Annotated in this window: 25 protein-coding genes; 13 read left to right on the plus strand and 12 right to left on the minus strand. The window is 68.4% G+C overall.

Going from position 1 to position 23,002, the window contains the following annotated elements; translation table 11 throughout:
* The 4 genes from ACT6S0_RS17600 to phaC all read right to left on the minus strand — a co-directional run.
* A partial coding sequence (locus ACT6S0_RS17600) for an AIM24 family protein (protein WP_444765089.1) occupies positions 1-236 on the minus strand: 236 nt, incomplete at its 3' end.
* 151 nt (positions 237-387) lie between these two features.
* Positions 388-1,125: an acetoacetyl-CoA reductase gene (phbB, locus tag ACT6S0_RS17605; protein WP_444765090.1), complete on the minus strand. Its 738-nt coding sequence runs from the start codon at positions 1,123-1,125 to the stop codon at positions 388-390.
* 31 nt (positions 1,126-1,156) lie between these two features.
* A complete protein-coding gene (locus ACT6S0_RS17610; RefSeq protein ID WP_444765091.1) occupies positions 1,157-2,341 on the minus strand; it encodes an acetyl-CoA C-acetyltransferase in 1,185 nt (394 codons plus the stop codon).
* Positions 2,342-2,361: 20 nt separating this feature from the next.
* Entirely contained in the window at positions 2,362-3,972 is a 1,611-nt protein-coding gene (phaC, locus tag ACT6S0_RS17615) for a class I poly(R)-hydroxyalkanoic acid synthase (RefSeq protein ID WP_444765113.1), read from the minus strand.
* Positions 3,973-4,153: 181 nt separating this feature from the next.
* Between phaC and ACT6S0_RS17620 the strand changes: the two genes are divergently transcribed.
* Positions 4,154-4,432 carry a hypothetical protein gene (locus ACT6S0_RS17620; RefSeq protein ID WP_444765092.1) on the plus strand — a complete coding sequence of 93 codons (279 nt, stop codon included), beginning with the start codon at positions 4,154-4,156 and terminating at the stop codon, positions 4,430-4,432.
* On the opposite strand, the gene ACT6S0_RS17625 is transcribed toward ACT6S0_RS17620, so the two are convergent.
* Both ACT6S0_RS17625 and maiA read right to left on the minus strand, forming a co-directional pair.
* The gene (locus ACT6S0_RS17625) at positions 4,352-5,083 is read right to left on the minus strand and encodes a polyphenol oxidase family protein (RefSeq protein ID WP_444765093.1); all 732 of its coding nucleotides are present in this window, start codon (positions 5,081-5,083) and stop codon (positions 4,352-4,354) included. The genes ACT6S0_RS17620 and ACT6S0_RS17625 overlap by 81 nt on opposite strands.
* Positions 5,073-5,708: a maleylacetoacetate isomerase gene (gene maiA / locus ACT6S0_RS17630; protein ID WP_444765094.1), complete on the minus strand. Its 636-nt coding sequence runs from the start codon at positions 5,706-5,708 to the stop codon at positions 5,073-5,075. Before maiA ends, ACT6S0_RS17625 begins: the two co-directional genes overlap by 11 nt.
* 34 nt (positions 5,709-5,742) lie before the next feature.
* Here maiA and ACT6S0_RS17635 point away from each other — a divergent pair, with 34 nt between their 5' ends.
* The 5 genes from ACT6S0_RS17635 (at position 5,743) to ACT6S0_RS17655 (ending at position 8,166) form a co-directional block, all read left to right on the plus strand.
* Positions 5,743-6,297, plus strand: coding sequence for an NUDIX hydrolase (locus ACT6S0_RS17635; protein ID WP_444765095.1), 555 nt, complete (start codon positions 5,743-5,745; stop codon positions 6,295-6,297).
* Positions 6,298-6,352: 55 nt separating this feature from the next.
* Positions 6,353-7,123, plus strand: a complete 771-nt coding sequence (locus tag ACT6S0_RS17640) for a substrate-binding periplasmic protein (protein ID WP_444765096.1) — start codon at positions 6,353-6,355, stop codon at positions 7,121-7,123.
* A gap of 125 nt (positions 7,124-7,248) precedes the next feature.
* On the plus strand, positions 7,249-7,632 hold the full coding sequence (locus ACT6S0_RS17645) for a hypothetical protein (protein WP_444765097.1): 384 nt from the start codon (positions 7,249-7,251) through the stop codon (positions 7,630-7,632).
* Between the two features lies 1 nt (position 7,633).
* Complete coding sequence (locus ACT6S0_RS17650) at positions 7,634-7,894, plus strand: DUF5985 family protein (protein ID WP_444765098.1); 261 nt, start codon at positions 7,634-7,636, stop codon at positions 7,892-7,894.
* Positions 7,891-8,166, plus strand: a complete 276-nt coding sequence (locus ACT6S0_RS17655; protein WP_444765099.1) for a DUF5985 family protein — start codon at positions 7,891-7,893, stop codon at positions 8,164-8,166. The genes ACT6S0_RS17650 and ACT6S0_RS17655 overlap by 4 nt, the downstream gene beginning before the upstream one ends.
* A gap of 6 nt (positions 8,167-8,172) precedes the next feature.
* Here ACT6S0_RS17655 and ACT6S0_RS17660 read toward each other — a convergent pair whose 3' ends face one another.
* Together ACT6S0_RS17660 and guaD are read right to left on the minus strand one after the other, a co-directional pair.
* Positions 8,173-8,364, minus strand: coding sequence for a hypothetical protein (locus ACT6S0_RS17660; RefSeq protein WP_444765100.1), 192 nt, complete (start codon positions 8,362-8,364; stop codon positions 8,173-8,175).
* Between the two features lie 98 nt (positions 8,365-8,462).
* Entirely contained in the window at positions 8,463-9,770 is a 1,308-nt protein-coding gene (gene guaD / locus ACT6S0_RS17665) for a guanine deaminase (RefSeq protein ID WP_444765101.1), read from the minus strand.
* A gap of 39 nt (positions 9,771-9,809) precedes the next feature.
* On the opposite strand from guaD, the gene xdhA reads away from it, so the two are divergent.
* From xdhA to ACT6S0_RS17680, 3 genes are read left to right on the plus strand one after another with little or no spacing between them, the layout of a single operon-like run.
* Positions 9,810-11,297 carry a xanthine dehydrogenase small subunit gene (gene xdhA, locus ACT6S0_RS17670; RefSeq protein WP_444765102.1) on the plus strand — a complete coding sequence of 496 codons (1,488 nt, stop codon included), beginning with the start codon at positions 9,810-9,812 and terminating at the stop codon, positions 11,295-11,297.
* Positions 11,294-13,612 (plus strand): xanthine dehydrogenase molybdopterin binding subunit, encoded by a 2,319-nt coding sequence (gene xdhB, locus ACT6S0_RS17675; RefSeq protein ID WP_444765103.1) that lies wholly within the window; start codon positions 11,294-11,296, stop codon positions 13,610-13,612. The genes xdhA and xdhB overlap by 4 nt, the downstream gene beginning before the upstream one ends.
* Positions 13,609-14,181 carry a peptidoglycan recognition protein family protein gene (locus tag ACT6S0_RS17680; RefSeq protein ID WP_444765104.1) on the plus strand — a complete coding sequence of 191 codons (573 nt, stop codon included), beginning with the start codon at positions 13,609-13,611 and terminating at the stop codon, positions 14,179-14,181. Before xdhB ends, ACT6S0_RS17680 begins: the two co-directional genes overlap by 4 nt.
* Here the strand turns inward: ACT6S0_RS17680 and ACT6S0_RS17685 are convergent.
* The 4 genes from ACT6S0_RS17685 to polA form a co-directional block, all read right to left on the minus strand.
* The gene (locus ACT6S0_RS17685; RefSeq protein WP_444765105.1) at positions 14,178-14,813 is read right to left on the minus strand and encodes a response regulator transcription factor; all 636 of its coding nucleotides are present in this window, start codon (positions 14,811-14,813) and stop codon (positions 14,178-14,180) included. The two genes, ACT6S0_RS17680 and ACT6S0_RS17685, sit on opposite strands and share 4 nt — an antisense overlap.
* Before the next feature lie 33 nt (positions 14,814-14,846).
* Complete coding sequence (locus ACT6S0_RS17690) at positions 14,847-15,467, minus strand: AAA family ATPase (RefSeq protein WP_444765106.1); 621 nt, start codon at positions 15,465-15,467, stop codon at positions 14,847-14,849.
* Positions 15,468-15,639: 172 nt separating this feature from the next.
* The gene (locus ACT6S0_RS17695) at positions 15,640-15,993 is read right to left on the minus strand and encodes a type II toxin-antitoxin system prevent-host-death family antitoxin (protein WP_444765107.1); all 354 of its coding nucleotides are present in this window, start codon (positions 15,991-15,993) and stop codon (positions 15,640-15,642) included.
* Between the two features lie 78 nt (positions 15,994-16,071).
* Positions 16,072-18,834, minus strand: coding sequence for a DNA polymerase I (gene polA, locus ACT6S0_RS17700; RefSeq protein WP_444765108.1), 2,763 nt, complete (start codon positions 18,832-18,834; stop codon positions 16,072-16,074).
* Positions 18,835-18,875: 41 nt separating this feature from the next.
* On the opposite strand from polA, the gene ACT6S0_RS17705 reads away from it, so the two are divergent.
* The 4 genes from ACT6S0_RS17705 to ACT6S0_RS17720 form a co-directional block, all read left to right on the plus strand.
* Positions 18,876-19,169: a hypothetical protein gene (locus ACT6S0_RS17705; RefSeq protein WP_444765109.1), complete on the plus strand. Its 294-nt coding sequence runs from the start codon at positions 18,876-18,878 to the stop codon at positions 19,167-19,169.
* A gap of 42 nt (positions 19,170-19,211) precedes the next feature.
* Positions 19,212-20,201, plus strand: coding sequence for a homoserine kinase (locus tag ACT6S0_RS17710; RefSeq protein WP_444765110.1), 990 nt, complete (start codon positions 19,212-19,214; stop codon positions 20,199-20,201).
* 5 nt (positions 20,202-20,206) lie between these two features.
* Positions 20,207-21,025 carry a BPSS1780 family membrane protein gene (locus ACT6S0_RS17715; RefSeq protein WP_444765111.1) on the plus strand — a complete coding sequence of 273 codons (819 nt, stop codon included), beginning with the start codon at positions 20,207-20,209 and terminating at the stop codon, positions 21,023-21,025.
* Between the two features lie 89 nt (positions 21,026-21,114).
* Positions 21,115-23,002: PhoX family protein (locus ACT6S0_RS17720; protein WP_444765112.1), on the plus strand; the 1,888-nt coding region annotated here is incomplete at its 3' end.

Consider the following 23,002-nt stretch of genomic DNA (forward strand, 5'->3'; position numbering starts at 1 on the left):
GTCGTGAACAGCGATTCGCCGGTGATCAGCCGCTTGCCGGCGCCCAGCAGCTTGCCGAAGAAGCCTCCGCCCTGGTTGGCCGAGCCGTCACCGAACACCGTGTCCATGGCGATGTTGGCATCCATGAACATCATCGAACCGGCCTCGCCGATGGCCGCCTCGCCGGGGTCGAGCTCGACCTCGACGAACTGCATCTCTGCACCCTTGATCTCGTAATCCACCACATCCATGGCCATGCCAATCTCCTTCGCGTCCGGCTAAAAAACGGCCCGCATGATATCCATGCCGAATGACCGCCGGCCCGCGTCGGGGCCACGATGCGGCGCCGCCGGGCCAAAGAAAAAAGCCGGCTCGAAGCCGGCTCGTGGGGTCGGTGCGGTCCGACTTTCACCCCATGTGCATGCCGCCGTTGCATGAGAAATCGGCACCGGTCGAGAAGCCCGAATCCTCGCTGGCCAGCCAGGCGACGATGGAGCCGATTTCCTCAGGCTTGCCCAGGCGCTTCACGGGGATGGTCGCGACAATCTTCTCCAGCACCTCGGGCTTGATCGCACGGACCATGTCGGTGCCGATATAGCCGGGGCTGACCGTGTTGACCGTGACGCCCTTTGAGGCCAGCTCCTGTGCCAGCGCCATCGTGAAGCCGTGCATGCCGGCCTTCGCGGCCGAGTAGTTGGTCTGGCCGGCCTGACCCTTCTCGCCGTTGACCGAGCTGATCTGGATGATGCGGCCCCAGCCCTTTTCCACCATGCCCGGCACCACCTGCTTGGTGACGTTGAACATGCTATTGAGATTGGTGTCGATGACCGCGTGCCAGTCGTCCGGCGTCATCTTCAGGAACATGCGGTCCTTGGTGATGCCGGCGTTGTTGACCAGCACGTCGATGGCGCCATGCTCGGTCACCGCCTTGGTGAAGGCTTCGACGGTCGAGTCCCAGTCGGCGACGTTGCCGACCGAGGCGTAGAACTGATAGCCCAGCGCCTTCTGCTCATCCAGCCATTTGGTGAAGTCGCGGCTCGGGCCGCAGCCCGCGATGACCTTGAAGCCTTCCTTGTGCAGGCGCTGGCAGATGGCGGTACCGATGCCGCCCATGCCGCCGGTGACGTATGCGACTTTTTGGCTCATGGATGTCTCCTGTTGTGATTGAGTGAGGGTATCAACGTTCGACCGTCAGGGCGACACCCATGCCGCCGCCGATGCACAAGCTGGCAATGCCCTTCTTGGCGTCGCGCTTGACCATCTCGTGCAGCAGCGTGACCAGCACGCGGCAGCCGCTGGCGCCGATGGGGTGGCCCAGCGCGATCGCACCGCCGTTGACGTTGACCTTGCTCAGGTCCCAGCCCATTTCGTTGTGAACGGCGCAGGCCTGGGCGGCGAAGGCTTCGTTGATCTCCAGCAGGTCCAGGTCGGCGGGCTTCCAGCCGGCGCGCTCCAGCGCGCGCTTGGCGGCGGGCACGGGGCCCATGCCCATGTAGGCGGGGTCCAGGCCGGCTGAAGCGTAGGAGGCGATGCGCGCCAGCGGCGTGAGGCCAAGCGCGGCAGCCTTGCTGGCGGTCATGACGACCACGCCGGCGGCGCCGTCGTTCAGGCCCGAGGCATTGCCGGCCGTCACGCTGCCAGCCTTGTCGAAGGCGGGGCGCAGGCCGGCGAGGGCTTCCGCGTTGGACTTGCGGTTGATGAACTCATCGGCGGCGAAGACGACGGGGTCGCCTTTCTTCTGCGCAATGCTGAAAGGGACGATCTCGTCCTTGAAGCGGCCGGCGTCCTGGGCCGCGGCGGCCTTCTGCTGGCTGCCCAGCGCCAGCGCGTCCTGTTGCTCGCGCGTGATGCCGTACTTCTTGGCGATGTTCTCGGCGGTGATGCCCATGTGGTACTGGTTGTACACGTCCCACAGGCCGTCGACGATCATGGTGTCGATCAGCTTCCAGTCACCCATGCGCTGGCCGTCGCGGGAGTTCGGCAGCACGTGGGCGCTCAGGCTCATGCTCTCCTGGCCGCCGGCAATGATGATGTCGCTGTCACCGTCACGGATGGCCTGCGCGGCCAGCATGACGGCCTTCAGGCCCGAGCCGCAGACCTTGTTGATGGTCATGGCCGGCACCGCATGCGGCAGGCCCGCCTTGACGACCGCCTGGCGCGCCGGGTTCTGGCCGACGCCGGCCGTCAGCACCTGGCCGAGGATGACCTCATTGACCTGGTCGCTGCTCAGCCCGGTGCGGCGCAGCAGGTCCTGGATGACGGCCGCGCCCAGTTCGGTGGCCGGCGTCTTGGCGAGGGTGCCGCCGAACTTGCCGATGGCGGTGCGCGCTGCGGCGACGATGACGATGTCTTCTTTGCTCATGGATGTCTCCTTAAAAACGATCAGGCTTTGACCTTGACGTAGCGACCGGGCGCGGGCTCGATCGCCTTGTACTTTCGATTGCCCGGCACCTTGGGTGCGGGCTTGCTTGGGCCGGCATGCGAGGCCAGCCAGGCCGACCAGTCCGGCCACCAGCTTCCCGGGTGCTCGGTGGCGTTGCTGAGCCAGGCCTCGGCGTCCGCGGGCAGCGTCGCGCCCTTGCCGATCCAGTGGCTTCGCTTGCCCTTGGCCGGCGGATTGATGACGCCCGCGATATGTCCCGAGGCCCCCATCACGAAGCGCTTCTTGCCCGTCAGCAACTGGGTGCTGCGGTAGGCCGCCTGCCAAGGCACGATGTGGTCCTCGCGCGAGCCGTAGATGTAGACCGGCGCGTCGATGGCGCCCAGGTCCAGCTTCTCGCCGCAGACGGTCAGCTTGCCCGGCTGCTTCAGTTCGTTCTGCAGATAGGTGTGGCGCAGGTACCAGCAGTACATCGGGCCGGGCAGGTTGGTCGAGTCGCCGTTCCAGTACAGCAGGTCGAACGCTGGCGGCGCCTCGCCCTTGAGATAGTTGCCCACGACGTAGTTCCAGACCAGGTCGTTGGGACGCAGGAAGCTGAAGGTGGTGGCCAGTTCCTGCCCGTGCAGCAGCTGCGGGCCCTTGGGCGAATCAGGCCCTAACGTCGCTTCACGCAGACGCACCATCGCCTCGTCGACAAAGATGTCCAGGATGCCGTTGTCGGCAAAGTCCAGCAGCGTCGTCAGCAGCGTCAGGCTGGCGGCCGGCTGTTCGCCGCGCGCAGCCAGCACGGCCAGGGCCGTGGCGAGGATGGTGCCGCCGACGCAAAAACCCAGGGCGTTGATCTTGTCCTGGCCGGCGATTTCCTGCACAACGCGGATGGCGCGGATGGCGCCCTGCTCGATGTAGTCATCCCAGGTCAGGTGCTGGATGGACACGTCCGGGTTGCGCCAGCTGACGACGAAGACGCGGTGGCCTTCAGACACGGCGTAGCGGATCAGCGAATTGTCCGGCTGCAGGTCGAGGATGTAGTACTTGTTGATGCAGGGCGGCACCAGCAGGAAGGGCCGTGCATGCACCTGGGCGGTGAGCGGCGCGTATTCGATGAGCTGGAAGAGATCGTTCTCAAACACGATGCTGCCGGCGGTGGTGGCGACGTTCTTGCCAACCTCGAAGGCGCTCTCGTCCGTCTGCGACACATGGCCGCGCTGCACGTCGTCCCACAGATGCTGCAGGCCGCGCGACAGGGTCTCGCCCTTGCTGTCCAGCGCGAGCTTCTGGGCCTCGGGGTTGAGCGCGAGGAAGTTGCTCGGCGCCACGGCATCGACGAACTGCTGGACGGCAAAACGGATGCGCGCCTTGGTCTTATCGTCGGCGTCGACGGCCGAGGCCATCCTGGACAGGGTCTGCGCGTTGAGCAGGTAGAGCTGGCTCATGAAGCTGGCGGCCGGGTTGGCCCGCCATTCGGGCGCGGCAAAGCGGCGGTCGCCGATGGCGGGCACCTCGCCCTGGCCCAGCGAGGTGTTCCACAAGGCCGTGGCTTGCTTCAGGTAGTCGGCCTGCAACTCGGCCAGTGCGGTGGGGGAGATCTGCGGCAGATGAGCCATCTGCTGCATCAGGTCCGCGAAGGGCTGGCCCTGCGTTGCGGGCGGCGCTTCGTTCTTCTTGCGAGTGACCATGTATTCCTCGGAGCTACCGCATCAGCGGTGTTGTCTCGGCCTGTTGCAATAAGCTTGCCACATCCCGCCGACCCTGCTTTGTAACCGCACGCGCTGACGTGCCAGTGACACCCCCGCCATGTACCTCGTCGCAATCGCCTGGGCCTATGTTGCGCTGATGATGGCCGCAGCCGAAGCCGTGAGCCCGCAGGGCTCGCTGTTCGGCGCCTTCGTCACGCTGCTGCTCTATGGCGTCCTTCCTTTGGGCCTGCTCACCTACATCCTCGGCACGCCGGGCCGCAAGCGCCGCCGCCGTGCAGCCGAACTCGCCGCCGCATCAACTCCGGAGGGCGATGCAGGCAGCCATGCGGCCCCGGGCCCGCCCGAGGGCCTCGCCCCGGAACGAGAAGAAAAGTGAATCATCGGTCAGGGTGCACCAGTTGCCGCCGCTAATTTGGGTGACATTGACCGAGATCAATCTTTCTCGAGCCAGCAAGGGCAGGTCAACGCGCCAGCGGGGCGCGGGATTGGGGCGGTAAAGAAAGCCCGGCTGATCGCGCTCGATGGGCTCGCGGCCCAAGGCAGCCACGACCTCGGGGCCGACCTCGAAGGCCGCCGGGCCGATGCAGGCGCCCAGCCAGGCCTTCACGTCACACGGCTCGCAGCCGGCGGCCTCGCAAAGCTCGGCGACCGTATTTTCCAGTACACCGGCCGCCAGGCCGCGCCAGCCCGCATGCGCGCCGGCCACCCCACCGGGCGCGCAGAACAGCACCGGCAGGCAATCGGCCACCAGGATCGCAACGGCCAGTCCGGGCTCGGTCGACACCGCAGCATCGGCCTGCGGCGCGTTGTCGTCATGCCAGTCGGCGCGCAGACGCACGACAGCGGCGCCGTGGACCTGGTCGAGGAACACCGGCCGCGCGCCGAGCAGGCCCGCCAGTCCGGCGCGGTTGGCCCGCGCCTGCGCCGGGTCGCCGGCCTTGCGGCCGAAATTGGCGCCCAGTGTCGTCATGAAGGCCGTGGCCTCAGGCCAGCCGGGCCGCAGCCAGTGGGTGGGATCAAGCGGCATCGGGACAGACGCTGGGGTGGGTGTTCGCGAAGGCGGGCAGGGCCAGGCAGGCGGCGTTGACGCGCATCACCGTGGGATAGGCCTCCAGCGGGCATTCGAAGCGCTCGGCGTTGTAGATCTGGGGCACCAGCAGGCAGTCGGCCAGGCCCGGCGCGTCGCCAAAGCAGAACTGACCCGCCGTCTGCGCCAGACGCTGTTCGACGACGGCAAGACCTGTCGCTACCCAGTGGCGGTACCAGCGGTCGATGGCCGCCTGCTCCTGGCCCACCTCGTTCTTCAGATAGCGCAGCACGCGCAGGTTGTTGAGCGGATGGATGTCGCAGGCAATGTCCTGGGCCAGCGCCCTCACCTGCGCCCGCGCCAGCGGGTCGCGCGGCAGCAGCGGTGGCTCGGGGTGGGTCTCGTCCAGGTACTCGAGGATGGCCATGGACTGGCTCAGCCAGCGGCCGTCGTCCAGCACCAGCGCCGGCACGAGGTGCGAGACCTGCTGGTTCGCAAAGGGTTCGGCGAACTGCTCGTTCTTGGCCAGGTGGATGGACGCATAGTCGTAGCCGAGGCCCTTGATCGCCAGGCCGATGCGCACACGCCACGACGCCGACGACCGAAAGTAGTTGTAGAGCTTCATGGTCAGCCATTTTGCGGCCTCTAAACTGGCTCGCATGCCTTTGCCGAGCCGCTTCAAACATTGCCCCCACTGCGGCTCGGCCGTGGACTACCGCGTGCCGGCCGACGACAACCGCGAGCGCGCCATCTGCGCGGCCTGCGACAGCATCCACTACCAGAACCCGCTGAACGTCGTCGGCACGCTGCCGGTCTGGGAGAAAGACGGCCGCGTGCTGCTGTGCCGCCGCGCCATCGAGCCGCGCCATGGGCTGTGGACGCTGCCGGCGGGTTTCATGGAACTGGGCGAGACGACGGCCCAGGGCGCGCTGCGCGAGACGCACGAGGAGGCGGGCGCCGACATCGAGATGGGGTCGCTGTACACCCTGCTGAATGTCGTGCGCGTCGGCCAGATCCACCTCTTCTACCTCGCCCGGCTACGCTCGCCGGATTTCAAGCCCGGCCCTGAGTCGCTGGAGGCGCGGCTATTCAGCGAAAGCGAGATCCCCTGGGACGAGATCGCCTTCAAGACCACGCGCGAGACCTTGCGCTGCTTCTTCGAAGACAGGCGCGCCGGGCGCGGTTTCGGCCTGCGCGAATTCGACATTCCTTGATCCTTGCGCCGCCGGCGCGCATCATCAGCCCATCTCCGACAACAGGAGGCTGAGCATGTCGACACGACGCGCGTGCTGTCAGGCGGGGCTGGGCTGGATGGCCGGGCTGGGGTTGGCGCCACCTGCCCGTGCGACGCCGCTGCGCGCCGTGGGCTCGCAGTTCGCGCGCATCTTCGAAGGGTCCGAGGGACAGGCGCCCAAGGGCTTGGCGGTGGACCTGCTGGGCCAGCTCTTCGGCGACAGCCTGCGCTGCGAATGGCTGCCATGGTCGCGCGCGCAACTGATGGTGGAGCAGGGCGAGGCCGACATCCTCATCGGCCCCTACCGCACGCCCGAGCGCGAAGGGCGCATGCTGTTCAGCGTGCGCTCCTTCTATTCCGACGCCATGGTCTGGTATGCCCGCCGCGGCGAAGAGGCGCGCTGGAGCGGCGAGTTCGGCACGCTGGCGCAGACGCCGGTGGCGGCCGTGCGGGGCTGGGCCTATGGCAGCCGTTTCGAGCGCATGAAGACCTCGATGAACCAGCTGACCTGGGTGCAGAGCGTCGACGCCGGACTGCTGATGCTGACCAAGCGTCGCGTCGAGCTGTTTGCCGCCAATGATCGCAACTGTCAGCCCGTGCTGCAGCGCCTGAACCTGACCGACGCGGTGGCGCGCTGCTCGCCGCCGCTGGACGTGCTGCATGGTCATATGGCCTTCGCCCGCAGCGCCACGGGAGAGGAACTGTCGCGGCGGTATGACCGGGCCTTCGAGCAGTGGCTGCGCACCGGCTCGGCGACCGAGCTCTACCGGCGCTGGGGCGTGGAGCGGCCTGTTACGCCGTCGTAGGCGCCACCGATGGCGTCCGACGCGCCGAGCTGGCTTACAGTCACGACGACGCGCGCTGCGCCGCCACGGCCCGGCTTTCATTCCAACGACACCACGCCGCACCTGGGCGCGACCTTGCCCCCCGAGTGAGCACACGCCGAGTTATCGAGGACGATGTCAGGCGGTTTGTCCTGACCAGTGTGCCGTCCGTCCCGTATGCGGAGGCGGTGCTGCTGCTGCGGCTGCATGCCGACCAGGCGCACACCGGGAGCGATGTCGCAAGGGCGCTGTACATCTCCGAACGCGCAGCCCTCGACCTGCTGCAGGTGGCCCGCGAGGCCGGCGTGTTGGAAGAGAGTGCGGTCGGCTATCGCTATCGACCGCGTGACGAACAGCTCGCCAAGGCCTGGGACCAGTTCGCCGACTGCTATGCGGCCAATTTGATCGGCGTGACGCAGATCATCCACAGCGCCACGCACAAGAGCGCTCACCTGTTCGCCGATGCCTTCAAGCTCAGAAGGGAGCCTTGAGTTGGACAAGCTGATCTACACCCTGTGCGCCATGACGGCGCTGACCTGCACCTGGCTCCTGTTGCGCGCCTACGCTCGCAGCCAGGCGCGGCTGCTGCTGTGGAGCGGGCTGTGCTTTGCCGGGCTGACCGCGAACAACGTGCTGCTCATCCTCGACCGGGTCGTTTTCCCCGACATCACTCTGTTGCCGGCGCGGTTGGTGCTGGGCCTGGTATCGGTCTGGGTGCTGGCCATCGCCCTCATCATGGAGAAGGAAGGATGAGCAACGACCTGGTGGCAGCCACGCTGGTGGGCGGCATCGCGGCGGGCTGCTTCGTCGTGGGCCTGGCCTTCCTGCGCTACTGGCGCAGCACGCGGGACCGCTTCTTCCTGTTCTTCATGTTGTCGTTCTGGATCGAGGCCGCCAACCGCGTGCACATGGCGATGACGGCCTCATGGAACGAAGGCGACCCCGTGCACTACATGGTCCGCCTGCTGGCGTATGCGCTGATCGTCGTCGCCATCTGGGACAAGAACCGCCCGCGGCGGCCCTGATCCGGGTCAGCGCCCGCCCAGCACGCGGGCGGGCAGCATGACGACGGCGCGCAGCAGCCCGAAGACGCCGTCCACCGCGATGCCCAACAGCCTGAACGGCAGCGCGACCAGCCAGACCAGCGGCCATAGCAGCAGCGCCAGGATGGCCAGCGGCCAGCAAACGACGAACAGGAGGCACCAGAGCAGAAAGCCGAGCATCGACGGACTCCTTGGAAGGACAACGCCGTCACGGTAGCGACGCGGCCCACACGCCGCACTCGGCTTGTGACGAAGCGTCGATTGGCCCAGACGGGCCGTCAGACCCGCTGACGGCCGGCCACGTAGCAGGCCGACAGGTTGCGTTCGTCGGCCAGCGTCATCCAGGCGAAGACGCGCTCGTGCAGTTCACGGGCCACGGCATCGCGCGCCTGGGCGACCGGGCCCATGGCCCAGTCCCAGACGCAGATGTCGGCCATTTGCCCCACGCCCAGCCCTCCGATCTCGCCACCCAAATGCAGCGCCTGGGCCGCACCGCGCGTGGCCGCATGCAGCGCCGTCCAGGCCGTCAGCCGCGCGCCGCGCAGGGCCTGCACCTTGTAGGCGTCCTGCATGTTGCGCGGCAGGCTCAGGGACGTGCCGCCACCGACGTCAGACGCCAGGCTGACATTGAAATCCGCGCCCGGCCAGTCGAACAAGCCGCTGCCGAGGAAGAGATTGCTCGACGGGCAATGCGCCACCTGGGCGCCGCGGTCCTGGATCAGGCGTTTGTCGGTCTCGTCCAGCCAGATGCCGTGGGCCAGCACGGCGCGCTCATGCACCAGGCCGGCGGCCGCGTAAACATCGAGGTAGCTGCGCGCCTGTGGGAAGAGCCGGGCCACCCAGTCGACCTCGGCGCGGTTCTCGGCCACGTGGGTCTGCATGAAAAGGCTGGCATCCGCCCGGCACAGCGCGCCGGCCATGGCAAGTTGCTCGGGCGTGCTGGTGGGCGCAAATCGCACCGTCACGGCGTAGGCGAGGCGGCCCCGGCGGTGGAAGCGGTCGATCAGGTCGATGCAGTCCTTCTCGGCCTGCGCCACGTCGTCCCGAAGCCCGTCCGGCGCGTGGCGGTCCATCAGCACCTTGCCGGTGATCAGGCGCATGCCGCGTGCGTCGGCGCTGTCGAACAGCGCCTCGGCCGAGACCTTGTGCACCGTTGCGAAGACGACCGCCGAGGTCGTGCCGCTGGCCAGCAACGCGTCCAGGAACACCTCGGCGCCGGCATGGCTGCGGGCCGGGTCGGCAAAGGCGCATTCGCTCGGGAAGGTGTAGCGCTCCAGCCAGTCCAGCAGCTCCGTGCCATAGGAGCCGATGACTTCCAGCTGCGGGCAATGCACGTGGGTATCGATGAACCCGGGCATGACCAGCTGGCCGGCATGGTCCTTGCGCGGCCAGCTTTCATCCGGCGCCGCAGCCTGGCGGCCGACGATGCGGCCGTCCTCGATCAGCAGCCAGTGGTCGCGGTCGAATCGCACGGCCGGTGAATCGGTCTCGCCCCAAACCGGGGCGCCCGTGAAGTCCAGCAGATCGCCCCGCAAGGCCCATCGACGCGCGCTGTCAGTCAATTTTTCCTGGTTAGTAAAACTCATATGGCAATTCTGAGGCAACGCTCGACAATCGGCGTCAGCATGAATACCCGACAAGATCCACGCCCCGTTCGCTTCTTCCACCACGGCGAGGTCGTCGAAGTGACCGACCTGCCCGCGACGACGACGGTGCTGCAGTACCTGCGCGAACACGCCGGCTGCACCGGCACCAAGGAAGGCTGCGCCGAGGGCGACTGCGGCGCCTGCACCGTCATCCAGGGCGAGCTGGATGGATCGGGCCAGCTGCAGCTGCGCAACGTCAATGCCTGCACCCAGTTTCTGCCCACGCTGGACGGCCGCGCGCTGCTGACCGTCGAAGACCTGGGCGGCCCCGCGCAGCTCAGCCCCGCGCAGCAGGCTCTGGTCGACTGCCACGGCTCCCAATGCGGCTTCTGCACACCCGGCTTCGTCATCAGCCTGACCACCTGCTACGAGGCCCACCAGGCCGCCGGCACCCGGCCCACGCGCCAGCAGCTGGCCGATGCGCTGGCGGGCAACCTCTGCCGCTGCACCGGCTACCGGCCCATCCTGGACGCGGGCGAGCAGATGTTCGACATGCCGGCCCGCTGCCTGGACCGCGCGCCCATTGCGCAGGCGCTGCAAGCCCTGGCCGCCGACGAGCCGCTGGACTATGGCGCGGCCGGCGCGCGCTTCCATGCGCCGCAGAGCATCCCCGACCTCGCCCTGCTGTGCGAGACCCATCCGCAGGCCACGCTGCTGGCCGGCTCCACCGATGTTGGCCTGTGGGTCAACAAGCAGTTCCGCGATCTCGGCGACCTCATCTACACCGGACGCGTGGCGGCGCTGCGCGAGATCCGGCAGCAAGACGGCGGCCTGTGGATCGGCGCCGCGGCCTCGCTGGAAGACAGCTGGGCGGCGCTGACCGCCGCTGTGCCGCGCCTGCGCGAGCTGTGGCTGCGCTTCGCCGCGCCGCCGGTGCGGCATGCGGGCACGCTGGGCGGCAACATCGCCAACGGCTCGCCCATCGGCGACGGCGCACCGGCGCTGATCGCGCTTGATGCCGACGTCATCCTGCGCCGCGGTGCCGGCCAGCGCCGCCTCAAGCTGCAGGATTTCTACCTCGACTACATGAAGAAGGACCTGCAGCCCGGCGAGTTCATCGAGGCGCTGCACGTCCCGCTGCCGTCGCCCGACTGGCGCTTGAGTGCGCACAAGATCGCCAAGCGGCATGACAGCGACATCTCGGCCGTCTGCGCGGTGTTGGCAATCAGGCTGGACGCCGGGATCGTGGAGGAGGCGCGCTTGGCCTTCGGCGGCATGGCCGCCACCGTCAGGCGCGCGGCTGCGACCGAGGCCGCCGTCGTCGGCCAGCCGTGGAGCGAAGCCACCGCGAAGGCCGCGGCCGCCGCCTTGCCGCAGGATTTCAAGCCGCTGAGCGACATGCGTGCGTCGGCCGACTACCGGCTCAAGGTCGCGCAGAACCTGTTCACCAAGCTGTGGCTGGAGACCGCCGGCGCCCACAGCGCGCCCATCGGCATCTGGCCGTCCCTGCAGGAGGTGCCGGCATGAACAAGCCCGAAGCCCTTCCCGCCGCCGAGGCCGTCGTCGGCACGTCGGCGCCGCATGAATCGGCCCACCTGCACGTCCGCGGCGCCGCGCCCTACATCGACGATCTGCCCGAACCGGCCGGCACCATGCACGCCGCGCTGGGCCTGTCGCCCCTCGCCCACGGCCGGCTGACCGGCATCGACCTGGCGCGCATCCGCCGGATGCCGGGCGTGGTCGCCGTGCTCAGCGCCGCCGACATCCCTGGTGAGAACAACTGCGGCCCGCTGCTGCATGACGATCCCATCCTGGCGGCGAGTGAACTGCGCTATGTCGGCCAGCCGGTGTTCGCCGTCATCGCGACCAACCGCGAGCTGGCGCGCCGCGCGGCGGGCCTGGCCAGGCAGGTCATCCAGGCCGAGCCGCTGCCACCGGTGCTGACTGCGTTGGCCGCGCATGCTGCCGGCCAGCATGTCCTGCCGCCCATGCACCTGACGCGCGGCGAGCCGGCGGCACACCTCGCCCATTCACCGCATCGGCTGCAGGGCACGTGGAGCCTGGGGGGCCAGGAGCAGTTCTACCTGGAAGGCCAGATCAGCCTGGCGCTGCCGCAGGAGGGCGGCGAGGCCCTGCTGGTGCATTGCTCCACCCAGCACCCCAGCGAGATGCAGCAGCTGGTTGCGCACGCCGTCGGCTGGCAGGCCCATCGCGTCGCCGTGCAATGCCGGCGCATGGGCGGCGGGTTCGGCGGGAAGGAGAGTCAGTCGGCGCTGTTCGCCTGCATCGCCGCCATCGCCGCGCTGAAGCTCAAGAAACCGGTCAAGCTGCGCGTGGACCGCGATGACGACTTCCTCATCACGGGCCGGCGCCACGGCTTCGACTACCGCTGGGACGTCGGCTTCGATGACCAGGGCCGCGTGCTCGCCGTCGACATCGACCTGATCGCCAATGCCGGCCACAGCGCCGACCTTTCCGCGCCGGTGATGGCCCGCGCGCTCTGCCACTTCGACAACGCCTACTGGCTGCCGCATGTGGCCATGCACGGCTATTGCGCCAAGACCAATACGCAGAGCAACACCGCCTTCCGCGGCTTCGGCGGGCCACAGGGCGCCATCGCCATCGAGATGATCCTGGACGGCATCGCGCGGCAGTTGGGGCTGGATCCGGCCGAGGTCCGGCAGCGCAACTTCTACACCGCTGGCCAGCATGTGACGCCCTATGGCCAGCCGGTCGAGGAACTGCATGCCCAGGCGCTGACGGCCCAGCTGCTGGCCAGCAGCCGCTATGCCGAGCGCCGCGCCGAGATTGCGGCCTTCAACGCCACCAGCCCCGTGCTGAAGAAGGGCCTGGCCTTCACGCCGGTCAAGTTCGGCATCTCCTTCAACGTCGCCCATCTGAACCAGGCCGGCGCCCTGGTGCATGTCTACACCGACGGCTCGGTGCTCGTGAACCACGGCGGCACCGAAATGGGCCAGGGGCTGAACACCAAGGTCGCCCAGGTCGTCGCCCAAGAGCTGGGCCTGCCGCTGGCAAGCGTGCGCTGCTCGGCCACCGACACCAGCAAGGTCGCCAACACATCGGCCACGGCCGCCTCCACTGGCAGCGACCTCAACGGCAAGGCTGCGCAGGATGCGGCGCGCAAGATCAAGCAGCGGTTGGCGGCGCTCGCGGCCAAGCGCTTCGGCTGCGCGCCCGAATTCATCGTCTTCAACGCCGGCCAGGTCAGCGGTGGCGGCCAGAGCATCGCCTTCTGCGACCTGGTCACCGCGGCCTACCTGGCGCGCGTGCAGCTGTGGAGCGACGGCTTCTACGCCACGCCGGGCCTGCACTGGGACCGCGCCAAGCTGCAGGGCCACCCGTTCTACTACTACGCCTGGGGCGGCGCCGTCTGCGAGGCCCTGGTCGACACGCTGACCGGCGAGAGCCGCATCACGCGCGCCGACATCCTGCATGACGTCGGCAGCAGCCTGAACCCGGCGCTGGACATCGGCCAGATCGAAGGCGGCTTCATCCAGGGCATGGGCTGGCTGACGATGGAAGAACTCGTCTGGCACCCGACAACCGGCCTGCTGACGACGCACGCGCCCAGCACCTACAAGATCCCGACCGCCAACGACTGCCCGCCCGAGCTGCACGTGGCGCTGTTCGGCGCGCCCAATGCCAGCGAGACCATCCACCGCAGCAAGGCGGTCGGCGAGCCGCCTTTGCTGCTGGGCTTTGCGGCGTTGCTGGCCATCAAGGACGCCTGCGCGGCCTGCGGGCCCAGGCGCTGCGACCCGCCGTTGCGCGCCCCAGCGACCGCCGAAGCGGTGCTGAGCGCCATTGAGGCCGTCCGATGAGAGTCGCCCTTGCCCTCGCCGCGCTGATGGCCCTGGCCGGCTGCGCCGGCACGCCGCCCGCGCCCGCCATCGTCAGCGTCGACACGTGGGGCGGCAGTGCGCCAACGCCGGCCGCCGCGCCGCAGCGCGTCACCCACATCACCCTGCACCACCAGGGCGAGACCTGGAAGGACGGGACCAACGTCGAGGCCTATCTGCGCCGCCTGCAGCAGTGGTCGCGCCTGACCAAGCGCTGGGCCGACATTCCGTACCACTACGTCATCGCGCCCGACGGCCGCATCTACGCCGCCCGGCCGCTGGCCCAGGCCGGCGACACCAACACCGAGTACGACCCGCGCGGCCACGCCCTGGTCATGCTGGTCGGCAACTTCGAGCAGCAGCAGCCGACCGCGGCGCAGTTGAAGGCCGCTGTCGACGTGGCCGCCTGGCTGGCGCGAGAACACGGGCTGGGCCTGGACGCGATCGCCAGCCACAAGGACCACAGCCGCCAGACCGTCTGCCCGGGCAGGAACTTCTATGCCTACCTTGAATCCGGCTGGTTCAAGGACCAGGTGAAGAAGCGCCTCTAGCGCGTCGCCTTCTGGGTGGCAATCAGCACGGCCTGCGTCCGCGAGTTGGCGCCCAGCGCCTTGAGCACGGCGGCGACATGGTCCTTGACGGTGTCGACGCTGACATTGAGCTCGCGCGCGATCTCCTTGTTGGACAGACCGCGCGCCAGCAGGTCCAGCACACCCTTCTGCCGCGGCGTCAGCGGCAGCTCGGCCCAGGCCTGGGAAGGGGCCGCCGGGCGCGCAGCCTGCTGCGGCGTTTCGTCGGCACGCGGCTTGAGCGGCGGCACATAGGTGCCCCCTGCCAGCACCAGGTGCAGGGCCTGCACCAGGGTGTCGAGGTCGCTGCGCTCGGGCACGTAGCCCATCGCGCCTGCGCTCAGGGCGTGCAGTGCTTCCTCGGTCTCGTCGCTGCCCGAAATGACCACAACCGGCAGCAGCAGGTGTTCGCCGTGGATCTGCTGCAGCAGCTCGAAACCGCCGTCCACGTGCAGGTCCAGCAGCACCAGGCGGGGGATGCCCTCGGCCAGCGCGGCGCGCGCCGCGGCGACGCTGTCAACGCCATGCACCTGGGCGCCGGCAAAGTGCTGCTCGATCAGCCCGGTGAGCGCAGCGCGCACCATCGGAAACGCATCGACCAGCAAGACCTTCATCACTCAGCTCCCTTCAAGGCGGGCCGATGATAGTCAACGCAGGGCCGCTGCGAGCAGGGGCCTGGCCCAGGCCGGCACGCTGCGCAACGGCGCATGCGACACGACCCCGCCGCCCTGCATGTGCAGCAGCAGCACCGGCTGCGGCCGGCGACCCAGCCGCGGGTCGGCCTCGAAGCTGTTGTCGTACAGGCGCAGGCTGGCCAGCATCGGCATCAGCTTGACGAGGTTGCTGCGGCTGGCGTCAAAGCGCTCGCGCACCTTGGCCTCAGGGATGTCATGGCCGCCCGCCGCCACGCGGGCCTGGATGCGGCGCAAGTGCAGTTCGGGCGTGGCCAGGCCCGCGTACCAGGCATGCACCTCGGCACCACCGCGTGCGCCGTCCAGCAGCAACTTCGTCATGCTGGTGCCCCCCAGCGTCGTCTCGAAGGCATAGGTCAGGCCCTCGGCCAGCGCCTTCTCGACGCCGCGCCGTCCCAGGGTCCAGGCCAGGCCGTTGGCTTGTTCGGCGGAGAGGCCGGGCTGCTGCTCGCGCAGCTGCGCGGCGGAGATGTCGGGGTTGAAGAAGTCGGCGCCGCTGGCGGCAATGGCCGCACCGCCCAGCGAACTCTTGCCGGCGCCGTTGACGCCGGCGATGACAAACAGGCGGGCCGGCAACTCAGCGATCCGTTGCGCCTGAAGCCATCGGGCCGAGCGCCGGGCCGCTCCCAAGCCGGCCCCACAGGCAATGTGCTTGCCGGTCAATCCGGCAAGCATCGCCGTCCCCTCGGGGGACCGACCAGGTCGGCCCGCGTCCAGCGAGGCCAGACTGGGCGAGGGGCCGTCTCATTCAGGCAGCCTTGCGAACCGGCTTGCGCGGCCTGGCGGCCTTCACGGCCGCTGCGCCGACAGCCTCGGGCGGCATCGCGAAAGCATCGGCCAGCGCCTCCTCCTGCCCCTGCATGCGCGCCAGCATCGCGTCGAACTCGCCGCCCAGGGCGCCCAGGTCGGGCTCGGCGGCACGCTGCATCTCGCGGTAGCGCTCGACCGACATCAGCACGAAGGCCGGCTGGTCATGCTTGGTGATCAACACCGCGCCATGGGCGGCAACGGTGCGGCCGACCTTCTGGATTCCCGCGACGAGCTGGGTGGCCGACACGCTGGGCAGTTGGTCGGCAATGGCTTGTTCGAGGACGGCTGACATGAGGAGGCTCCCGACTGGCATGCCCGCATTTTCCCTATTTTGGGAAAAATAGGAAATACAGGGGATGGCGGGCGGCGATCAGTGGGCTTCTTCCCAGTTGCTGCCTACGCCCACCTCGGCCAGCAGCGGCACTTTCAGGTCCGCCACGCCGGCCATCAGGCGCGGCACTTCGGTGCGCATCCAGTCCAGCTCGGCTTCGGGCACCTCGAACACCAGTTCGTCATGCACCTGCATGACGATCTTGGCCTGCTTGCCTGCGCGGTCCAACTCCGTCTGCACCTGCAGCATGGCCAGCTTGATGAGGTCAGCCGCCGTGCCCTGCATGGGGGCGTTGATGGCCTGACGCTCGGCGCCGGCGCGGCGCGGGCCGTTGCCGCCGCGGATTTCGGGCAGGTAGATGCGGCGTCCGAACAGCGTCTCGACATAGCCGCGCTCCGCCGCCGCGGCCTTGGTCTCGTCCATATAGCGCTTCACGCCGGCGAAGCGGGTGAAGTAGCGCTCGATGTAGTCCTTGGCGGCCTTCTGCTCGATGCCCAGCGCCGCGGCCAGGCCGAAGGCACCCATGCCGTAGATGAGGCCGAAGTTGATGGTCTTGGCATAACGGCGCTGTTCGCTGGACACGTCGTCCAGCGCCACGCCGAAGACCTCGCTGGCCGTCGCCTTGTGCACGTCCTGGCCTTCCTGGAAGGCACGCAGCAGGCCCGGGTCCTCGCTGATGTGCGCCATGATGCGCAGCTCGATCTGCGAATAGTCGGCGCTGACGATCCTGCAGCCCTCGGGCGCGACGAAGGCCTCGCGCACACGACGGCCTTCCGCGGTGCGGATGGGAATGTTCTGCAGGTTGGGCTCGTTGCTGGACAGCCGCCCCGTCACCGCCACCGCCTGCGCATAGTTGGTGTGCACGCGGCCGGTGTGGGCGTTGATCTGCAGCGGCAGCTTGTCGGTGTAGGTGCTCTTGAGCTTGGACAGGCCGCGGTACTCCAGGATCTTGGCCGGCAGCGGGAAGTCAGCCGCCAGTTCGTTGAGCACCTCCTCGTCAGTCGACGGTGCGCCGGTGGCGGTCTTCTTGATGACGGGCAGGCCGAGCTTGGTGAACAGGATGTCGCCGATCTGCTTGGGGCTGCCAATGTTGAAGGGCTGGCCGGCGATGTCGTAACACTGCGATTCCAGCAGCACCAGGCGCTGGCCGATCTCGTGGCTTTGCGCCTTCAGCCGTTCGGAATCGATCAGTACGCCGTTGCGCTCGACGCGGGCCAGCAGGTCGGCCGTGGGCATCTCGATGTCGCGGTAAATGCGCGTCAGCCCGGCGTCGGCCTCGATCTGCGGCCACAGCACGCTGTGCAGGTGCAGGCACATCTCGGAGTCCTCACCGGAATAGGTCGTGGCCTTGGCCACATCGACCTGGGCGAAGGGGATCTGGTGCGCGCCCTTGCCGCACAGGTCCTCGTAGCTCAGGCCCTTGCGGCCGAGGTGGCGTTCGGCGAGGGCTTCGAGGTTGTGGGTCTTGTGCGCCTCCAGCACATAGCTCTGCAGCAGCGTGTCGTGCTGCACGCCGGCCAGCGCAATGCCGGCATTGGCCAGCACATGGCGGTCGTACTTCAGGTTCTGGCCGATCTTCTTGGCGGACTCGTCCTCCAGCCAGGATTTGAGGCGCGCCAGCACCTCCTCGCAATCGAGTTGCTGGGGCGCGTCCGGGCCGCTGTGGTGCAGCGGCACATAGGCGGCCTCGCCGGGCTTGTCGGCGAAGGAGATGCCGACGATGCGCGCAGCCATCGGGTCCAGCGAATCGGTCTCGGTGTCGAGCGCGCACAGCGGCGCGGCGCGCAGGCGGGCGATCCAGGCGTCGAGCTGCTCGAAAGTCAGGATGGTGTCGTACTGGCGGGCCATGCCAGCGGCGCCGGCCGGTGGCGCCGGTTCGTCGAACAGACCGGGATTGGCCAGGGCCGGCGCTTTCGGCTTGGGCGCGGGCGCCTCGCCGGTCAGCTCCTCGATCCAGGCCTTGAAACCATTGCGCGTGTAGAAGGCCGCCAGCGCCGCCTTGTCCGGCGCGCGGAAGGCCAGGTCTTCCAGCGCCGGCCAGCCGGCCACGTGCTCGGCGAGTTCGCAGTCCACCTTCACGGTGACCAAGGTGCGGCCCATCGGCAGCCAGTCCAGCGCGGCGCGCAGGTTCTCGCCGGCCTTGCCCTTGACGGTGGGCGCCGCGGCGATGACGCCGTCGAGCGACCCGTATTCGGCCACCCACTTCGCCGCCGTCTTGGGGCCCACGCCCACCACACCCGGCACGTTGTCTACCGTGTCACCCATCAGCGTCAGGAAGTCGACGATGCGGTTGGGTGGCACGCCGAACTTCTCAAGCACACCGGCCTCGTCCAGGCGCTCGCCGCTCATCGTGTTGATGAGCTCGACATCCGGGTTGACCAGTTGGGACAGGTCCTTGTCGCCCGTCGACACGATGACGCGGTGGCCCTGGTTGGCGCCGATGCAGCACAGCGTGCCGATGACGTCGTCGGCCTCGACGCCGGGCACCGTCAGCGTGGGCCAGCCCAACAGCTTGACCACCTCGTGGATGGGCTCGATCTGGGCGCGCAGCTCCGGCGGCATCGGCGAGCGCTGGGCCTTGTACCCCGGATACAGGTCGTCACGAAAGGTCTTGCCGGGCGCGTCGAAGACGCAGACGGCGTGCGCCGCACCGATGTCGCTCTGCAGCTTCTTCAGCATGGCCACCATGCCGCGCACGGCCCCGGTCGGCTGGCCTTCGGGCCCGCGCAGGTCGGGCATGGCGTGATAGGCGCGATACAGGTAGCTGGAACCGTCGACCAGCAACAGGATGGGTTTGCTCATGGCCGTGATTGTCTTGCAGCCTCCCACCTAGAATCGGCAGCATGCTCCGCCCCGCCGTACTCCTCCTGCTTGCAGCCTGCGCTGCAGGCGCCTTCGCCGAACCGCCGCCCGAACCCAAGGTCGAGAAGACCGTGGCCGAGGATGACCAGGTTCGCATCGAGGAAGTGAAGGTGCGCGGCGAAACCAAGAAGGTCACGGTCAAGAACAAGCTGACCAAGGCCCCGGACTACGAAATCGTCGTCACTGACGCGGGCCGCGAGTCGGCCGGTGGCAGCGGCACGGGCCTCAGCAAGAGCGGCTCGGGCACGCGGGTCTGGCGAGTTATCAATTTCTGATGGCGCGCGGCCTGTGGGCCGTCACTGCCGCTTTTTGGACCCATGGCCGTTTTCACCGAAGTCAGCACCGCCCAGGCGCAAGCTCTGCTGGACCACCTCTCCTTGGGGCGCCTCACGTCGCTGCGCGGCATTGGCGCCGGCATCGAGAACACCAACTACTTTGTCGACTGCGAGGCTGGCCGCTACGTGCTGACGCTGTTCGAGCGCCTGACCGCTGAGCAGTTGCCCTTCTACCTGCGGCTGATGCAGCACTTGGCCCGCCGCGGCGTGCCGGTGCCCGAGCCGCATGCGGACGCCCGTGGCGAGATCCTGTTCGAGGTGGCCGGCAAGCCCGCCGCCATCGTCGATCGCCTGCACGGCGGCCACCAGCTTGCACCCGGCGCCTTCCATTGCGCCCAGGTCGGCGCCACGCTGGCGCGACTGCACCTGGCCGGGCGTGACTTCGAGCTGCGCCAGCCCAATCTGCGCGGCCTGGCGTGGTGGCGCGAGGTTGTGCCGCAGCTGCTGCCGTTTCTGGACGCGCCTCAGGCCGAGCTGCTAACGAGCGAGCTGGCCTACCAGGAGCAGCTGGCGGCGTCGGCCCGCTATGCCGACCTGCCCACGGGCCCCATTCATGCCGACCTGTTTCGCGACAACGTCATGTTCGAGCCCGGCGAGGGCCCGGGCCGCGAGCGGCTGACAGGTTTCTTCGACTTCTATTTCGCCGGCGTCGACACCTGGCTGTTCGACCTGGCCGTCTGCCTGAACGACTGGTGCGTCGACTTGAGCGATGGCCGCCTCGTCGAGGACCGCGCCAGCGTCTTCGTCTGCGCCTACGAGACCGAGCGGCCACTGTCTGGCGCCGAGCACCGACTGCTGCCGGCCCTGCTGCGCGCCGCGGCGCTGCGCTTCTGGGTGTCGCGCCTGTATGACCTGCACCTGCCACGCGAGGCCTCGCTGCTGAAGGCGCACGACCCCAGTCACTTCGAACGCGTGCTGCGTGAGCGCATCGCCAAACCCTGGCATGCCCTGCACGGCGAGGCCGCCGAATGACGACGATGCAGCTCCACCTCCAGCAGGTACCGGCGCGCAATGGCCGGCTGTGGATACGCCACGGCTTCAAGGTCTTCCAGCGCCAGCCCCTGGCGCTGGCCGGGATGTTCGGTCTCTTCCTGTTCGCCGGCTTCGTCGTCATGCTGATCCCCGGCATCGGTCTGCTGCTGACGATGGCCGCCCTGCCGCTGCTGTCGCTGGGTTTCATGCTGGCCACCCATCTGGTGCTGCAGAAAAAGACGCCGACGATCGGCGTGTTCGTCGCACCGCTGAAGCTGACGCCAGAGCGCCGCCGCAGCCAGCTGCTGCTGTGCTTCGCCTATGCCGGCGCCATGCTGACCGTCGGCCTGCTGGCCGACTGGGTGGACGGCGGCAGCACGCGCGACCTGCAGAAGCTGATCGCCGAGAACGCCGACAACCCTGACAGCGAAGCCATCGCCAACGCGGCGACCGACCCGCGCCTGTTCTGGGGCCTGGCCACGCGGTTGGGCCTGATGGGTCTGCTGTCGGTACCCTACTGGCATGCGCCGGCCCTGGTGCACTGGGGCGGCCAGGGCGTGGCGCAGGCGCTGTTTTCCAGCACGCTGGCGCTGTGGCGCAACAAGGGCGCGTTCGCGGTGAACATGCTGCTGTGGGGCGGCCTGCTGATGGCCGTGGCCAGCAGCGTCAGTCTGGTGTTCGGCCTGCTGGGCCTGGGGCAGTTCGCACCCATGACACTGATGGCGATCGGGCTGATGTTGTCGACGGTGTTCTACGCCTCGCTCTATTTCAGCTTCGTCGACTGCTTCATGTTCGGCGCCCCGCAGGACGTGCTGAACGATTGAACGCCGCGCCGGCAGGCGTTTCACGACGATTTCACGAAGGGGACCTAGCCTGACCGGCTGTGTTCCAACCCTTCGGGATGTCATCCTCAATGAGCCGCCTCACTGACCTGCCAGTTGCCACCTCCTTCGACGACGAAGATTCCAACCGCTCCGACAACCCCCGCTTCGAAGCCGTCCTGCAGGCGCGCCTGAGCCGCCGCAACATGCTGCGCGGCAGTTTCGGCACCGCGATGACGGCCGCCTTCGGCGCCAGCGCACTGACCGCCTGTGGCGGCAGCGACGCCACCCCCGCGCCAGCGCCTGCCCCCGCGCCCGCACCGGCGCCAGCGCCGACGGAGACGCTGCTGGGCTTCACCGCCGTGTCCAAGAATCTCAACGACACGATCACGCTGCCCACCGGCTACACCGCCAGCGTGGTGTTCGCCACCGGCGACCCGTTGTTCGCTGGCGTTGCGGCCTACAAGAACGACGGCAGCGACAGCGGCTTCGACAAGCGCGCCGGCGACTGCCATGACGGCATGGAGTATTTCGGCCTGTCGGCCACCGGCACGCCCGACGCAGCCAACAGCGACCGCGCGCTGCTGGGCATGAACTTCGAATACATCACGCCGCAATTCCTGCATGCCAAGGGCCCCAGCGCCCTGCCCCGCCCGGCCAGCGAGACCGACATCGAGGTCGATGCCCACGGCGTGGCCATCGCCGAGTTCCGCAAGACCGCGGGGAAGTTCGCCCTGGTCAGCGACTCCGCCTTCAACCGCCGCATCACCGGCCTGACCGAGATCGAGATCGCCGGCCCGGCGCGCGGCCACGCGCTGCTGGTCACCAGGTTCTCACCGTCGGGCACCAAGACCCGCGGCACGCTCAACAACTGCGGCACCGGCAAGACGCCCTGGGGCACGCTGCTGACCGGCGAAGAGAACTGGACGGGCTATTTCTTCCGCGCCGCCGGCGACAACGCCAAGCGCAGCGCCGGCGCCAACGCGGCCCTGACCCGCTACGGCCGCAACGCCACCGCAACGGCCGCGGCCGCCAGCCGCTACGGCTGGGAGACCGCCGGCAGCGCCGACAAGTACGCCCGCTGGAACACCAGCGTCAGCGGCGTGTCGGCCGACGGCAGCGACGACTACCGCCATGAGATCAACGGCCAGGGCTACATCACCGAGATCGACCCCTACAACGCCACGTCGGTGATCAAGAAGCGCACGGCGCTGGGTCGCTATGCGCACGAGAGTGCCGCCTTCAGCAAGCCGGTCGCCGGCAAGCCCCTGGCGGTCTACATGGGCGACGACGCCCAGGGCGAGTACGTCTACAAGTTCGTCTCCAGCGCCAGTTGGGTGGCTGCCGACGCGACCCCGGCCGACCGCATCGCCACGGGCGACAAATACCTCGACAGCGGCAAGCTCTACGCTGCCAAGTTCAACGACGACGGCAGCGGCAACTGGGTCGAGCTGAGCATGGCCAACCCGGCCGTGGCCGGCTACGCGGGCTATCCGTTTGCCAACGACGGCGACGTGATGATTCACGCCCGGCTGGCCGCCGACGCCGTGGGCGCCACCAAGATGGACCGCCCCGAGTGGTGCGGCACCCACCCGACCAGCGGCGAGGTCTATTTCACGATGACCAACAACAGCAGCCGCCGACTCGCCCCGACCGGCTCGCAAACGCCGGTCAACGCCGCCAACCCGCGCGCCTATTCGGACATCAAGGACGCCGCCACCGTCCAGCAGGGCAATGTCAACGGCCACATCGTGCGCCTGAAGGAAACCGGCGGCGAGCCGGGCGCTACCAGCTTCAGCTGGGACGTCTACCTCTTCGGCGCCGAGTCCACCGCGTCGCCCGGCCTGGTCAACCTGTCGGGCCTGACGGCCGACCAGGACTTCTCCAGCCCCGACGGCCTGGTGTTCAGCCCCAGCACCGGCATCTGCTGGATCCAGACCGACGACGGCGCCTTTACGGACACCACCAACTGCATGATGC

It is taken from the genome of Roseateles sp. (genome assembly GCF_052436255.1).
GTDB lineage: Bacteria > Pseudomonadota > Gammaproteobacteria > Burkholderiales > Burkholderiaceae_C > Pelomonas.

What these genes read in the sequence shown, in the direction of transcription:
- maiA (WP_444765094.1), bottom strand. Translation starts at nt 5,708, where the DNA reads ATGAAGCTCTACAACTACTTTCGGTCGTCGGCGTCGTGGCGTGTGCGC.
- ACT6S0_RS17620 (WP_444765092.1), top strand. Translation starts at nt 4,154, where the DNA reads ATGTACCTCGTCGCAATCGCCTGGGCCTATGTTGCGCTGATGATGGCC.
- ACT6S0_RS17660 (WP_444765100.1), bottom strand. Translation starts at nt 8,364, where the DNA reads ATGCTCGGCTTTCTGCTCTGGTGCCTCCTGTTCGTCGTTTGCTGGCCG.
- xdhA (WP_444765102.1), top strand. Translation starts at nt 9,810, where the DNA reads ATGAATACCCGACAAGATCCACGCCCCGTTCGCTTCTTCCACCACGGC.
- ACT6S0_RS17635 (WP_444765095.1), top strand. Translation starts at nt 5,743, where the DNA reads ATGCCTTTGCCGAGCCGCTTCAAACATTGCCCCCACTGCGGCTCGGCC.
- ACT6S0_RS17680 (WP_444765104.1), top strand. Translation starts at nt 13,609, where the DNA reads ATGAGAGTCGCCCTTGCCCTCGCCGCGCTGATGGCCCTGGCCGGCTGC.
- phaC (WP_444765113.1), bottom strand. Translation starts at nt 3,972, where the DNA reads ATGCAGCAGATGGCTCATCTGCCGCAGATCTCCCCCACCGCACTGGCC.
- guaD (WP_444765101.1), bottom strand. Translation starts at nt 9,770, where the DNA reads ATGAGTTTTACTAACCAGGAAAAATTGACTGACAGCGCGCGTCGATGG.
- ACT6S0_RS17685 (WP_444765105.1), bottom strand. Translation starts at nt 14,813, where the DNA reads ATGAAGGTCTTGCTGGTCGATGCGTTTCCGATGGTGCGCGCTGCGCTC.
- ACT6S0_RS17710 (WP_444765110.1), top strand. Translation starts at nt 19,212, where the DNA reads ATGGCCGTTTTCACCGAAGTCAGCACCGCCCAGGCGCAAGCTCTGCTG.
- xdhB (WP_444765103.1), top strand. Translation starts at nt 11,294, where the DNA reads ATGAACAAGCCCGAAGCCCTTCCCGCCGCCGAGGCCGTCGTCGGCACG.
- ACT6S0_RS17610 (WP_444765091.1), bottom strand. Translation starts at nt 2,341, where the DNA reads ATGAGCAAAGAAGACATCGTCATCGTCGCCGCAGCGCGCACCGCCATC.
- ACT6S0_RS17715 (WP_444765111.1), top strand. Translation starts at nt 20,207, where the DNA reads ATGCAGCTCCACCTCCAGCAGGTACCGGCGCGCAATGGCCGGCTGTGG.
- phbB (WP_444765090.1), bottom strand. Translation starts at nt 1,125, where the DNA reads ATGAGCCAAAAAGTCGCATACGTCACCGGCGGCATGGGCGGCATCGGT.
- ACT6S0_RS17640 (WP_444765096.1), top strand. Translation starts at nt 6,353, where the DNA reads ATGTCGACACGACGCGCGTGCTGTCAGGCGGGGCTGGGCTGGATGGCC.
- ACT6S0_RS17625 (WP_444765093.1), bottom strand. Translation starts at nt 5,083, where the DNA reads ATGCCGCTTGATCCCACCCACTGGCTGCGGCCCGGCTGGCCTGAGGCC.
- ACT6S0_RS17655 (WP_444765099.1), top strand. Translation starts at nt 7,891, where the DNA reads ATGAGCAACGACCTGGTGGCAGCCACGCTGGTGGGCGGCATCGCGGCG.
- ACT6S0_RS17695 (WP_444765107.1), bottom strand. Translation starts at nt 15,993, where the DNA reads ATGTCAGCCGTCCTCGAACAAGCCATTGCCGACCAACTGCCCAGCGTG.
- ACT6S0_RS17705 (WP_444765109.1), top strand. Translation starts at nt 18,876, where the DNA reads ATGCTCCGCCCCGCCGTACTCCTCCTGCTTGCAGCCTGCGCTGCAGGC.
- polA (WP_444765108.1), bottom strand. Translation starts at nt 18,834, where the DNA reads ATGAGCAAACCCATCCTGTTGCTGGTCGACGGTTCCAGCTACCTGTAT.